General features: G+C 76.0%; 8 protein-coding genes and 1 other RNA gene. All 9 read right to left on the bottom strand.

Annotated features, from left to right (window positions below):
• Positions 1-180: 180 nt before the first annotated feature.
• The 9 genes from QOZ86_RS16645 to recC all read right to left on the bottom strand — a co-directional run bounded on the left by QOZ86_RS16645 (position 181) and on the right by recC (position 13,548).
• Entirely contained in the window at positions 181-1,698 is a 1,518-nt protein-coding gene (locus QOZ86_RS16645; RefSeq protein WP_284493090.1) for an adenylate/guanylate cyclase domain-containing protein, read from the bottom strand.
• A 134-nt stretch (positions 1,699-1,832) separates the two neighbouring features.
• Entirely contained in the window at positions 1,833-2,270 is a 438-nt protein-coding gene (gene paaI, locus QOZ86_RS16640) for a hydroxyphenylacetyl-CoA thioesterase PaaI (protein ID WP_284493089.1), read from the bottom strand.
• 120 nt (positions 2,271-2,390) lie between these two features.
• On the bottom strand, positions 2,391-3,605 hold the full coding sequence (locus QOZ86_RS16635; RefSeq protein ID WP_284493088.1) for an MFS transporter: 1,215 nt from the start codon (positions 3,603-3,605) through the stop codon (positions 2,391-2,393).
• A 16-nt stretch (positions 3,606-3,621) separates the two neighbouring features.
• Positions 3,622-4,185 carry a TetR/AcrR family transcriptional regulator gene (locus QOZ86_RS16630; protein ID WP_284493087.1) on the bottom strand — a complete coding sequence of 188 codons (564 nt, stop codon included), beginning with the start codon at positions 4,183-4,185 and terminating at the stop codon, positions 3,622-3,624.
• Positions 4,182-4,772 carry a sugar O-acetyltransferase gene (locus QOZ86_RS16625; protein ID WP_284493086.1) on the bottom strand — a complete coding sequence of 197 codons (591 nt, stop codon included), beginning with the start codon at positions 4,770-4,772 and terminating at the stop codon, positions 4,182-4,184. Before QOZ86_RS16625 ends, QOZ86_RS16630 begins: the two co-directional genes overlap by 4 nt.
• Before the next feature lie 118 nt (positions 4,773-4,890).
• Positions 4,891-5,266: a transfer-messenger RNA gene (ssrA, locus tag QOZ86_RS16620) on the bottom strand.
• Positions 5,267-5,303: 37 nt separating this feature from the next.
• Positions 5,304-7,076 (bottom strand): exodeoxyribonuclease V subunit alpha, encoded by a 1,773-nt coding sequence (gene recD / locus QOZ86_RS16615; RefSeq protein ID WP_284493085.1) that lies wholly within the window; start codon positions 7,074-7,076, stop codon positions 5,304-5,306.
• Positions 7,073-10,330, bottom strand: coding sequence for a UvrD-helicase domain-containing protein (locus tag QOZ86_RS16610; protein ID WP_284493084.1), 3,258 nt, complete (start codon positions 10,328-10,330; stop codon positions 7,073-7,075). Before QOZ86_RS16610 ends, recD begins: the two co-directional genes overlap by 4 nt.
• A complete protein-coding gene (recC, locus tag QOZ86_RS16605) occupies positions 10,327-13,548 on the bottom strand; it encodes an exodeoxyribonuclease V subunit gamma (protein ID WP_284493083.1) in 3,222 nt (1,073 codons plus the stop codon). Before recC ends, QOZ86_RS16610 begins: the two co-directional genes overlap by 4 nt.

Here is a 13,548-nt window from a genome sequence, read left to right as displayed (position 1 = left end):
GGCCAGGTGCCGTCCCCCTGACGGGCTGAGCCGCTGCGTCGTGCCTGCGCGGACCCCCTCCGGGGGCCCACTCGGCACGACAAGGCGATGGCACGGGGAGCCTCCGGCCCCCGTCGTCAGGACCCGCTCCGCGGAGACCAGGCCATGCCTGGGGACCCTGCGGGCCCCGCTCGGCACGACCTACTTCGCGAGGACCCAGGTGGTCGTCGGCTCGTCGCGGCCGCGCAGCGACACCTGCCGGCCGGTCTGCCAGTGCGCCCGCTCGCCCGGGTCCGTGGCGAGCACCGTCGGCTCGCTGGTCACCGCGCGACCCGGGTGCTCCTTGGCGAGCTCGGTGAGACGGGCCGCCTCGTTCACCGCGTCACCGATCACCGTGTACTCCAGCCGGCTCGCCGCACCCACCTGGCCGGCCCACACCCGGCCGCACGCCACCCCGACGCCGACGTCGACCTCCCCGGCGTCCGCCACCGCGTCGCAGATCCGCCGGGCGGCCCGCAGCGCGGCGCCGGCCGGATCGGGGTGGTCGGCGGGGGCACCGAAGATGCATAGCGCGGCGTCGCCCTGGAGCTTGTTCACCAGCCCGCCCTCGCCCTCGATCGTGTCGACCACGACGGCGAAGAACCGGTTGAGCAGGCCGACCATCTGCTCCGGACCGGTGCGCCGCACCAGTGACGTGGAGCCGGCGATGTCGACGAACAGGGCAGCGACCGTGCGTTCCTCCCCGCCCAGCGCGACGCCGGTGGCCAGCGCCCGCTGGGCGACCGTCGTCCCGACGTGCCGGCCGAACAGGTCGCGCAGCCGCTCCCGCTCGGCCAGGCCGGCGGCCATGGAGTTGACGCCCTCCTGCAGCAGGCCGATCTCCCCGGCGTCGTCCACGACCACGTCGACGTCGTAGTCGCCGGAGCCGACCTGCTGCACCGCACGGCGCAGCTCGCGCAGCGGCTGGCCGACGGCGCGGGCGATGAGCAGGGTGGCCAGCGCACCGACCAGGAGGGCGACGACGGCCAGGAATACGACGGCGGCCCTCCCCGGCCCGCGCGGGTTGCTCGGGTCGAGGTGCAGCAGGACGACGCCGAGCATCGGGACGCCGCTGGTGAGACCCCAGTTGAGCAGCAGGCGGATGCGGACGCCGAGGGCGAGCGCGCCGGCGGGCGGGTGTGCGGCCAGGGCGCGGGCGGTGACCGCCCGGGCCACGCGGGCGACGAGCAGGTAGGTGACACCGGCGGTGACGATCCCACCGAGCACCACCGCGACGCCGACGCGGGCGCCCACCCGTGCGTCGGGGAACGCGGCGGCGGAGACGGCCCCCATCAGCACCGCGCCCAGCAGCCAGACCAGCCCGGCGATCAGCGCGGTGTCCAGCGGGAGCCGCAGCGCGTGGGCCGCCTCGTCGCGGGTGGGGTGGCGGCCCGCAATCAGCCACCGGTTGGTGATCCGCTGCCGGCGCAGTCCGGCGACCGTGGCCACCGGCAGTGCGATCGCGAGGTAGGCGGCGGCGGCCCCCAGCACGTCCGCGCGGCCGGCGCGCCCACTGCCGTCGTCGACCCCGATGAGCAGCAGGACGACGGTGCCCACGCCGACGAGGTTGGCCCCGATGACCAGCAGCACGATGACCGGCACCGCCAGCCGACCGCTCGGCGCCCACTCCGCCCAGCCGGCCGGCCGGCGGACGCCCCCTCCGGTGCTGGCCGTGGTCACGCTCGGCTCAACGAGCGCACCGGGGACCGGAGACGGCCGTTCGTCCGATCGGGCGTCGGTGCGGTTCACCCGGACATGATCACCTGCTCGTGCCGGGCCGTGGTCGCCCGCCCGCCCGGGTAGGAGTCCGCCGCTCAGGCGGTCGCGGGCGCGCTCGGGAGGAGCCGGCTGTGCCCGCGCAGCTCCGCGAGCAGCCGGCCGTCGGCATCCCCGGTGACGGCGACGTCGTAGATGCCGCCCCTGCCGACGACGGCGCGCTCGGTCGCGGTCGCGGTGACGGCTTCGCCGGCGAAGGCGGGGGCCAGGTACTCGATGTTGCAGGAGCGCCCGACCGCCGGCGCGCCGTGCGAGTTGCACGCCATCGCGAAGGCGATGTCGGCGACCGCGAACAGCGCGGCGCCGTGCGCGCTGCCGTGGCCGTTGAGCATCTCCGGAGCGATCGCCATGTGCGCGGTCACCGCACCGGGGGCGACGTGGGACACGGTGATGCCCAGCGCCCGCGCCGCGGTGTCGGCAACGAGGAACTCCCGGACGGATCGTTCGGCCACGTCCTGCGCGGTGCGGTCGGGCATCGGCTTCCCTTCGGCGGACGGCGGTGGAGGTGCCGCACGTCTGGTCGGGTGCGCGGCGACGTCCGGGCCAGGATCGTCACCCGGGCCGCGCGCCGCCACCCGCAGGTGCGCGCCGTCCGGTCACCCGCCGGGCGCCGGACGCAGCCCGGCGGGCGGCCGCCCCGGCAGTGCTCGCCCGAGCACCAGCGCGCCGATGCCGGCGAGCACCACCCCGATCAGCGCGGCCCGCAGGCTCAGGGCATCGGCCACGACCCCGATCACGAGGGGGGAGACCAGGAAGCCGATCCGGAGCAGCCAGTTGATCACCATCAGTCCCTGACCGTGCGGCAGGCCGGGCAGCTGGTCGGCGGCGTGGTAGACGGCCGGGATGAGAGTGGCGACGCCGAGCCCGGCGAGGGCGAACCCGGCCAGGGTGCTGGGCACCGACGGCAGGGCCAGAGCCAGGCCGAGGCCCGCCGCGGCGAGCGCACCCCCGGCCCGCGCGACCCGGCGCCCGCCGAACCGGTCGACGACGCGGTCACCGGTCAGCCGGCCCACGGTCATCGCCGCCGACAGCGCGACGAAGCCCAGTCCGGCGGTGGCCGCGCCCGCCCCGAGCTCGGTGCGCAGGTAGAGCGCGCTCCACGAGGCGCCGGCGTCCTCGATCAGCGCGCCGCAGCCGGCCAGCAGCCCGAGCACCGCGAGCGCCGGGACGGCGGCCCGACGGCGCGGGCGCTCCTGCGGCACCTCCTCGACGACCGGTTCCGGCTCGTCGGGGCCGGGCAGCATCCTGCGGGAGATGACCAGGGCGACCGCTCCGAACACGACAGCCGAGGCGCCGAGGTGCACGGTCAGCGGAATGCCGAGCCCGGCCGCGGCGGAGCCGAGCAGCCCACCGGTGACCGCGCCGATGCTCCAGATCCCGTGCAGCGAGTTGATGATCGAGCGGCCGTAGAGCCGCTGCACGCGCAGGCCGTGCGCGTTCTGCGCGACGTCGATGATCGCGTCCAGCGCGCCGACCACCAGGAAGGCGGCGGCCAGGCCCAGCCAGTTCGGCGCCACGGAGACCGTCCACACGGTCATGCCGAGCAGCGCCAGACCGTAGGAGGCGACCCGGCCCGAGCCGAACCGGCGGTTGAGCGCCGCCGACGACAGCCCAGCGAGCAGGGCCCCCAGCGGCACGGCCGCCAGTGCGGCGCCCAGCGCGGTGCTGCTCAGCTCCAGATCGGCCTTGACCGTCGGTAGCCGGGGCACCAGGCCGGCGTAGAACACGGCGTTGAGGAAGAAGCAGGCGGCCACCGAGGACCGGGCACGGCGCAGCCGCGCGGGGTCGAGGGCAGCGAGAGCGGAGGACATGGGCCGGTGCTGCTCTTCAGCCGGCGAGCCGGGAGAGGGCGGAACGGATCGCGGCGGCGTCCATCGGGTCGGTGGACAGCGCGCTGTGCAGGACCAGCCCCTCCACCAGCGCGTCGACCTCACGCGCCGTCACCGGGTCGAGGTGGCGCTCGAGGCTGCGCCGGCTGCGGGACATCCAGTCCTGGGTCACCGCGCGCAGCGCCGGGTCGCGGGCTGCGGCGACGTACAGCTCGACGGCCAGCACCAGGTCGCGCGGGGAACCGAGCAGGTCGCCGGTGAGGTGCTCGACCAGCACCTCGAGTGCGGCGGCGCGATCGGGTGCGCCGGCCATGCGCTCGTCGAAGCGGGCCGCGACGGTGTCGACGTGCCGGGTGAACGCCGCGGCGAGCAGGTCGGTCAGCGAGCCGAAGTGATAGGTCAGCGACCCGAGCGGGACGTCGGCCGCGCGCGCGATCGAGCGGTGCGAGGCGGCGGCGACGCCGTGGGCGGCGATGACGTCGAGGGTGGTGTCCACCAGCCGGTCCCGGCGCTCGGGGTCGTAGCGGCGAGCCCGCCGCGCCGGGGCGGGAGCGGCGCTCACCGGCCGGGCTCGTCCAGCGTCCGGACGACGCGGGCCGGATTCCCCACCGCCACCACGTCCGCCGGTAGGTCGCGGGTGACCACCGCGCCGGCGCCCACGACGGTGTTCGCGCCGATCGTCACGCCGGGCAGCACGATGGCGCCACCGCCGAGCCAGACGTTGTCGCCGATCGTGATCGGCTCGGCCGCCTCCCACTTGTCCCGCCGCGGCTCCGGCGCGACCGGGTGGGTCGGGGTGAGCAGCTGGACGTTCGGTCCGATCTGGACGTCGTCGCCGATGGTGATCGGAGCGACGTCCAGGGCGACGAGGCCGAAGTTCGCGAAGCACCGGGCACCGATGCGGATGGAACTGCCGTAGTCGACCCGGAACGGCGGCCGGATCTCGGTGCCCTCCCCGATCGCGCCGAGCAGCTCCTCCAGCAGCTGCCGGCGCAGCGGGCCCTGGCGAACGGTGGTCGCGTTGTAGGCGTCGGCCAGGTCCAACGCCCGCGCACTGGCCTCTGCCAGCTCGGGGTCGTCGGCGACGTACAGGTCGCCGGCGAGCATGCGCTCGCGCATGGTGCGGCCGTCGTTCACCTGGGAAGTCATAAGAACGACCGTACACAACGGGCGGCGGTGCCCGTGGCGTGGGCCGGAAGGCACCTGGCGCAGCGCGCCCGGACGCACGGGAGCCCCGGTCGGACACCCGACCGGGGCTCTCGCACAGGGGTGGAGGTGGCGGGAATCGAACCCGCGTCCTTCGACGTATGGCCAGGGCTTCTCCGAGCGCAGTCCGCTACTGCCTCTACTCGGCCCCACCGTCCACGCGGACATGTTCGGTGTGACGGGCCCAGCCGCTGTTGGTTGTCCCACGCGTACCCGCGACCGGCACGCACGGTGAGTCATCTAGCTGATGCCAGGATCCGGGTCGATGACGAACCCGGGCTGACAGACTCGCTCAGCTACCGTCAGGCAGCGAGAGCGAAGTCGCCGCGCTTAGCGTCGGCATTTGTGGTTTGCGACGGGTGGTTAACGAGATCATCGTCGCCTTCCTCGGCTCGCTTCCCCTGGTCAAGCGACCGAAGTCGAGACCATTCACCCCCTGTGTAGTTGTACGGACAGCCTAACGGCATCCGGGGCTCAGGTGTTCCCGCCGCTCCCCCGGTCGGGTCCGGGCCTCCGGCGCAGACCGCTGGCGCGCACCACCTGCCGGCCGACCGCCGCCCGCACCGACTCCTCCGATCCCACGACCCGCACCTGACGCCGGGCCCTCGTGACCGCCGTGTAGAGCAGCTCCCGGGTGAGCAACGGCGAGGACTCCGGCGGCAGCAGCACGGCCACCTCCTCGAACTGGCTGCCCTGGCTCCGGTGCACGGTGAGCGCGTGCGCCGGGCTCACCGCGGACAGCCGGGACAGCGGCACGAGATCCGGACCCGTCCCCCGGAGGAACGCCGCCCGGGGCCCGTCGGACGTCCGGACGACGACGCCCGTGTCGCCGTTCCACAGCTCGTTCTCGTGGTCGTTCGCGGTGACCAGCAACGGGAGGCCCGGAGCCCACTCCCCCGGCATCGCGCCGGTCAGCCGGCCGATCCGGTCGTTCCACGCCGAGACGCCGAACGGGCCGTGCCGGTGGGCGCACAGCAGCCGGTGCCGCCCGAGCAGCGCCAGGCACTCCGCGGCATCCCCGCGCTCCGCCGCCGCGCGCATCTCACCGGCCACCGCGACGATCCGCTCCTCCAGCGCGCCGGGCCCGGCCTCGAGCGCGAGCCCCTCCCCGGTGTCGAGCAGGTCGAGGACGCGATCGGCGTCCCCTGCCCGCACCGCCTCCGCCAGCCCCGCGATGGCGGGGCCGTAGCGCTGCGACACCCGCAGCCGGACGACGCCGTTGCGCAGCTGCCGGCGCGCCGGGTCGTCCAGCCCGGCGCCGTCGTCGGCCGCCTCCCGCGGGACCACCGCCTCGGTGCCCACTGGCGCCGGGCGGTGGACGAGGTCGCTCAGGACCGCACCGGCGTCGACCGGGGTGAGCTGGTCGGGGTCACCGACCAGCACCAGCCGCGTCGTCGGCCGCAGCGCCTCCAGCAGCCGCGCCATCATGGTCAGCGAGACCATCGACGACTCGTCCACGACCACCACGTCGAAGGGCAGCCGGTTGGTGGCGTCGTGCCGGAAGCGGCTGCGGCTGTCGGGCCGCCAGCCCAGCAGCCGGTGCAGCGTGGACGCGGTGAGGTCCAGCGGCAGGCCCACCGCGGCCGCCTGCTCCAGCACCGACTCCTGCAGCCGGGCGGCGGCCTTGCCGGTGGGCGCGGCCAGCGCGATGCGGGGCCGCGGGCCGGGCTGGTCGAGCAGCAGTTTGAGCAGCCGGGCGACGGTGTGCGTCTTGCCGGTGCCCGGGCCACCGGTGATCACGCTGACCCACCGGCCGGCGGCCACCGCGGTGGCCAGCCGCTGCAGGTCCGGCGCCGCGCCGCCGAACAGCGCCGGCAGCGCGGCGAGGTCCACCGGCGGCGCCGGCCGGGCCGCGCGCTCGTCGAGCTCCCGGCGGACCAGCTGCTCCTGCTGCCAGTAGCGGTCCAGGTAGAGCAGGCCGTCGACCAGGCGCAGCGGCCGCCACGGCGCGTCGGTGCCGACGGCGACCACGGGGCTGTCGGTGAGCGCCGTCCAGTCCTGCGGCCAGGCCAGGTCGACCGGAGGTGCGTCCTCGTCGGGCACCACCGACTCGGCGACGGTGGCCAGCTCCACGCACACCGAGCCGGCGCGCACGCCACGCACCGCCAGCGCCGCGGCCAGCAGCACGGTCTCCCGCTGCTCCCCGCCCAGCCGTGCGAGCCGCAGGGCGACGTGCACGTCGGCGGCCGACAGCACGCCGGCCTCGGCGAACTCCCGCAGCAGCCCTTCAGCCCGGACCGGGATCACGGCCGCCCTGCCAGCAGGTCGGACAGCTCCGGGACCAGCCCGGGTGGCGGCGTCCAGGAGAACACCCCGGGCCCGGCGGGGGTCGCCTGGCCGGCCATGCCGCGCACGAACAGGTAGAGCACCGGCCCGATGTGCCGCTCGGGGTCGTAGCCGGGCAGCCGCCAGCGCAGGTAGCGGTGCAGGGCGACGCAGTAGAGCAGCGCCTGCAGCACGTAGTGGGCGCGCTGCATCTCCTCGGCCATCGCCGCGGGCCGGTAGTGCCAGGTGCTGAGCGGCTCGGTGCCGAGCCGGTTGGTCTTGTAGTCGACGACGGCGAAGACCGGGCCGGGGAGCCGCAGGACGGCGTCGATGCTGCCGGTGAGGAACCCGCGCAGGGCCTGCGGTTCCAGGCCGGCGAGCAGGTCCGGGTATCCGGCGAGCGAACCCAGGTCGTACCGCCGGAGCAGCGCGACGACGTCCGCCAGCGTGGCGTGCGGCACGGCATCGTCGCCACCGGCCAGCGGCAGTTCGAAGTCCAGCTCGGCGAGCCGGTCGCTCACCGCCACGGCGGACAGCGACAGCCCGAGCTCGCCGAGCGGGGTGGTGAGCACCGGGCGCAGGCCGTCGGCGAGCGCCTCGGCCGCCACGCCGGGCACCATGTGGCGGGCGACCGCCTCGGCGCACCGCTCGTCCAGGGCGCCGGGGTCGAGGTCCTCCAGGACGGCGTGCACCAGCGTGCCGAACGCCGCGCCACCGGGCAGGGCGCTCAACGGCGACGGCAGCGCGTCGGCGGGCGGCGCCTCCGGGACGGGCACCTCCGCGTCGCGCTCGTCGTCGGTGACGGGATCGTCGGGTTCGCTGGCCAGGTGCTGCTCGTGCGCCGCGTCGTGGGCGCTGCGGGTGAGTGCGCTGTAGGAGGTGCGCCGCCAGTCGTCGTCGAGCGTGCGGGTGAACCGGCTGACCGAGAGCTCCGGCGCCGGTGGTGCCGGCGGCTGCCAGCGGGGCACGGGGCGCCGGCCCACCTCGGCGACCTCGATCCCCCCGTCCGAGCGTGCGGCCAGCGCGGCGAGGGCGGCCGCCACGTCGTCGTCATCCGGGGGCGGCACCCGTGCGGGCGGCTCGACGCCGGCACCCGCGGCACCGAACAGCAGCCGGTGCAGGGGCGCGGCGGCGGTGTTGCCGCTGGGTGCCCAGTGCGCGACCACCTGGCAGCGGGCTCGGGTCAGCGCCACGTAGAGCAGGCGCAGGTCCTCACCGGACTCTTCGGCCTCGTGCTGTGCCCGCGCCGGCGCGTACCCGGCGCCGCCCGGTCCGCCGACGTCGAGCACCCGCCGGCCCTGCTCGTCGTGCAGCCGGAGCACCTGCGGCTCGTCGGGCACCCAGCGGTCCCAGGCGAAGGGCACGTAGACGACCGGGAACTCCAGCCCCTTGCTGACGTGCACGGTCATGATCTGCACCGCCGCGGCGTCGGACTCCAGGCGCCGGCTGCGTTCGTCGGTGCCCTCCACCGACGACTGGGCGATGCGCCGGCGCAGCCACTCGACCAGTGCGGTCAAGCCCAGCGACTCGCGCTGCGCGGCGGCGTGCAGAACCTGGCCGATGTGCCGGAGGTCGGTCAGCACCCGTTCGCCGTCCGGTCGCGCGAGCACCCGCTCCGGCAGGCCCTCCTCGGCGGTGAGCACCTCGAGGAAGGCCGCCACACCGCGGTCGGCCAGCAGGTCGGCCCACCGGCGCAGCCGCGGACCCAGCCGGTCGGCGAGCTCGTCACCGGCCTCGTCCACGGTCTGCTCGTCGTGGCCGAGGAACACCGAGAGCGCGGCCGAGCGCACCCGCCCGGCGCGGTGCGGCTGCTCCATGGCCTCCAGCAGCCGGAGCCACGATCGCGCGCTCGGCGTGGCGAAGACGCTGCCGCCCCCGGCGAACACCGCCGGCACCCCGGCGCGGCCGAGTGTCTCGCGCACCAGGTGGCCCTGGGCGTTGGTGCGCACCAGGACCGCGACGTCCCCCGGCTGGACCGGCCGCCCCGCGTACTCGGCCGCCCCCGACAGCAGGTCGACGACGTCCGCGGCCACGTCGCAGGCGACGGCGTCCCGCAGCCGGCCGACCGCCGGCATCCCCCGCCACAGCCGGCCGTGACCGGTGCGCGGCAGCCGGCGCAGCCGCAGGGGCGCGCCCGCGCCGGTCAGCCGCGACCGCTGATGGGCGGCCTGGACCGGCCGCACGAGGATGCGCTCGTGGCCGAGCGCCGCACCGCCGAACACCAGGTCCAGCGCCCCGAGCAGCGGGGCGTCGCTGCGCCAGTTGGTGCCCAGGGTCGCCTCGGTCGTCGCCTCCGCGGCCGCGGCGAGGTAGGTGGTCACGTCACCGCCGCGGAAGGCGTAGATGGCCTGCTTGGGGTCACCGATCAGGACGAGGGTCGTGCGGCCGTGGAAGGCGCGGTCGAGGATCTCCCACTGCACGGGGTCGGTGTCCTGGAACTCGTCGACCATGACCACCCGGTAGCGGGCGGCCACCCGCTCGCAGGCCACCGCACCCGACGCCGGGTCGGCCAGGGCGTCGCGCAGCAGCGACAGCCAGTCGTCGTAGTCGACCAGCCCGGCCAGGCGCTTGCGCCGCTCCACCTCGCGCCGGACCGCCTGCGCGGCGCGGCGCCGCCGACCGGCGTCACCGCCGTCCGGCAGCGGCCACAGCTCCGCCTGCCGGTCGCTGCCCACGGCCCGCCGGCCGAGCTCGAGCAGCTCGGCATGGGTGAGGAACGGCGGATCGGGTGCGCCGGCGAAGGTGCGCACGTACAGGTCGTCGACCACTTCCCGCACGAGGTCGTCGATGTCCTCGACGAAGGCGGCCGTGGGGTCGGAGTCGGCGGCCATGCCGAGCCCGGCCAGCATCTGCGAGCAGAACGAGTGCGTGGTGGCGATCGTCGCCTCGTCGAATCCGGCCAGGGCCCGGGCCAGCCGCTCCCGGCGTCGCGCCACCTCCTCCGGGGTCGCGTCCGCCAGCAGCTGCAGCACCGGGTCGCGCTCGTCCGCGCGCGCCGCTGCCGGGTCGCGCAGGCCGCGTTCCGCGGAGACCAGCCTCTCGCGCACCCGGTCACGCAGTTCGCGGGAGGCGGCGTTGCCGAACGTGACCAGCATGATCTGCGACAGCTCGGCCGCGCCCTCGGCCACGTAGCGCGCGGTGAGCGCGGCGATGGTGAAGGTCTTTCCGGTGCCGGCGCTGGCCTCCAGGACGGTGGTGCCCGTGGGCAGCGGGCCGCAGACGTCGAAGGCGTTCACGAGTTCTGCTCGGCGTTCCGGACCGGGGCCCACAGCCGGCAGGCCAGCGCGCCGAACCGCGTGGTCTCCCCCGCCCGGTGCTCCCCGTCGGCGGGAACCGCGGCGATCAGCCCGTCGAACGCCGGGCGGTCGCCCCACAGGTGCTGGTGGGAGCGGTCGTCCCGCTCGCCGCCGGGTTCGCGGTTCCACTCCTTCCGCGCGGCGTCCAGTGCCTGCTCCGGGGAGTTCCCGCCCAGCCGCCCCCCGGCGTAGGCCCAGGAGGTCTTCACCGGGAGCGGCAGCGGCTCGCACATCCCGCGGTCGTACAGGTCGACGAGGTCTGCCAGCGCCGTCACCGGGTCGGCGGGGGCGGTGATCGTCGACGTCCGCGCCCGGTTGCCCAACCGGCCGACGGTGACCGCCCGGCCGGTGCCTTCCGCGGCCGCGAGCGCCAGCGCGAGCACCCACGCCCGCGCCCGGTGCTTGGCCGACAGGCTCGAGTAGGTCACGGTCACGACCGCGCCGTCGCGCACCCCGTTGACCGTGCCGGAGAGCTCCCGGCCACCCAGATCGAGGCGCACGTCGACCGTGCGGGGGCTCGCTGCGACGGCCGGCAGCCCGGCCGCGACGAGTGCGTCGACCCGGCCGCCGACCCGCCGCAGCACGTGCTCACCCAGCCCGCGCGGTGGCAGCGTGCCGCGCAGCCACTCGGCCCGCCGGGCCTCCTCCGGCGAGGCGCCCCGCAGCCCGGCGGCGAGCAGCCGCTCGCCCACCGCCCATTCCTGCAGGGGGTCGAGGGTGGCAGCCAGGGCGTCGTCCACCTCGTCGTCCTCGCCGGGCAGGGTGATCCGGAGCCGCTGCCGCAGGTAGGCCCGGACCGGGTGCTCGACGAACGCGACCAGGTCGTCCAGGGCGACCGGACCGGTGCGCGGGCCGAGCGGCCGGCGGTCGGGCTCGGGCTCGCGCGGCTGCACCGAACGCCGGGCACCGGCCAGGCTCACCGGGTCGAAGCTGGCCGGCCGGGGGCCGGTGAAGCAGCGGACGTCGTAGGGCTGCAGCGGGTGCCGCGTGACGACGTCGGACCGGGCGCCGGGCACCATCGCGTCGAGCACGTCGAGCAGCTCGCCGACCGGGACGGCGGGCGGGCGGAGGGCACCGCTGACCGGGTCGGCACCGGTGTAGAGGACGACCACCCGATCGCCTGCGGCCATCAGCGCGTCGAGCAGCAGCTGACGGTCCTCGCTGCGCACGTCGCGCTCCCCGACGCGGGGGTCGCGGGCCAGCACGTCGTCGCCGTCCATCCCCGCCGTGCGCGGGAAGACCCCGTCGTCCAGGCCGAGCAGCACGACGACGCGGTGCGGCACCGACCGCATCGGCACCAGGGTGCAGACCGTCAGGTTGCCGGTGCGGAAGTTGGCCCGGGTCGGCCGCCCTCGGAGGCGGTCGGCGAGCAGAGCGCGGACGTCGGCCGACCGGATCGGTGCGCCTCCGCCGTCTCCCGCGTCGGCGAGCTCCCGGCGGGCCTGGGCCAGCTGCCAGGCCTCGGCGGGGTCGGTGTCGGTGAGCGAGTCCAGCGCGGCCGCCAGCGCGTCGACCCAGTGCCCGACCGGGTGCTCGCCGTCCAGTGCCGTGAGCACGTCGGCCAGCCGGTCGAGCAGTTCGGCGAGCCGCCCGGCGAGGTCGATGTCGCTGCTGTCGACGTCGTCGAGCGGCAGCGCCCGGTCCAGCCACACCGGCTCGTCCTCGGACGTGGTCACCCCCAGGAGCACGCGATCCAGGCCGGCCTGCCAGGTGTTCTGGACGATCCGTTCCAGCCCGTAGGGCCGTCGGGTGCCGGGGTCGATGCCCCACCGCACGCCCGACTGCGCCACCCAGCTCCGGATGCGCTCCAGCTCCTCGTCGGTGAACCCGAACCGGCGCCGCACCCCCGGGGTGGCGGCGAGGTCGAGCACCTGGCTGGCGGTGACCCGGCCCTGCGCGAGCTCGAGCAGCGCGGCGACGGTGTCGAGCAGCGGGTTCGTCGCACGCAGGCTCCGGTCGGCCAGCCGGACCCGCAGCGCACCGCCGGGGTGCGGCAGGTCGGGACCCAGGCCGAAGGTCGCCGACACCAGGGGCGCGAAGGTCTCGACGTCGGGGCACATGACGAGCACGTCCCGCGGCTCGAGGGTCGGATCGTCCTCGAACAGCCGCAGCAGCAGCTCCCGGAGCACCTCCACCTGCCTGGCCGGGCCGTGGCAGGCGTGCACCTGCAGGCTGTCGTCCAGCTCTGCTGCGCCCGGGAGCACGTCGTCGCGCAGGTCCGCCTGCAGGCGGCCCAGGAGCGTCGCGGGACGCGCGGCGTCCGGGTGGTGCTCGCCCCGGTGCTGGGGCAATCGCAGCTGCAGCTCCCGGACGTCGCGCGCGAGGCTGCGCAGCAGCGGATGGCACGGCAGCGTCACGGTGTCGTCGTCCCGGCGCCGGCCGGCGGTCCGGCCATCCAGGCGCTGCCACAGCACGGGGCTGGGGTGCGGCAGCCAGAGGTGGATGTCGCGGTGGGCGGCCAGGGCGTCGAGGACCGCGAGGCCGTCGGCGGGCAGCCGGGTGGGCCCGAAGAAGCTGATCCGCTCCGGCAGCCCGGACAGCGCCGGGTCGGCGCGCAGTGCCGCGCAGTCGGCCTCCAGCCGCTCCGCCGGGCTGGCACCGAGGCGCTCGCGCAGCCGGCGCCACAGCTCCGCCTGCCACGTCAGGTCGGCCGGCAGCGGGGTCTGCCCGTCGGTGTCCCGGCCGGCGGCCCAGTCGCGCAGCATGTGCGGGCGGTGTGCCCCGTAGGAGCGGAAGAGCGCGGCCAGGTGGGCAGCAGCGGCCCACCGGCGGCCGCGACGGTGGTCGTCGGCACCGTGCCCGAGGTGCTGCGCCAGCACCGCGCACCACGACTCACCGAGCGAGGCGTCGATGACCTCGAGCAGCGGCCACACGGGGTCGGCCCAGGGATCGTCACCGACGCCCGACTCGCGGGCCGCCGCCAGCGCCTCGCCGACCAGCCGGCCGACCGGCGGGAAGACGATGCCCGAGCAGATGCCGTCGCCGGCGGGGCCCGCACCCAGCACCGTCGACAGGCGCTGTGCCAGCCACCGCTCCACGCCCTTCGCCGGCACCGCGACGACCTCGGCCGCGAACGGGTCGGACAGCGGCGTCGCCAGCAGGCCGGCCAGGCCGTCCGCGAGGCGCGCCGTCCGTTCGGCTCGGTGGACGTGCAGCAC

This window comes from Blastococcus capsensis (genome assembly GCF_030165005.1).
Lineage (GTDB): Bacteria > Actinomycetota > Actinomycetes > Mycobacteriales > Geodermatophilaceae > Blastococcus > Blastococcus capsensis.
This window is presented reverse-complemented; position numbering and strand designations above follow the sequence as displayed.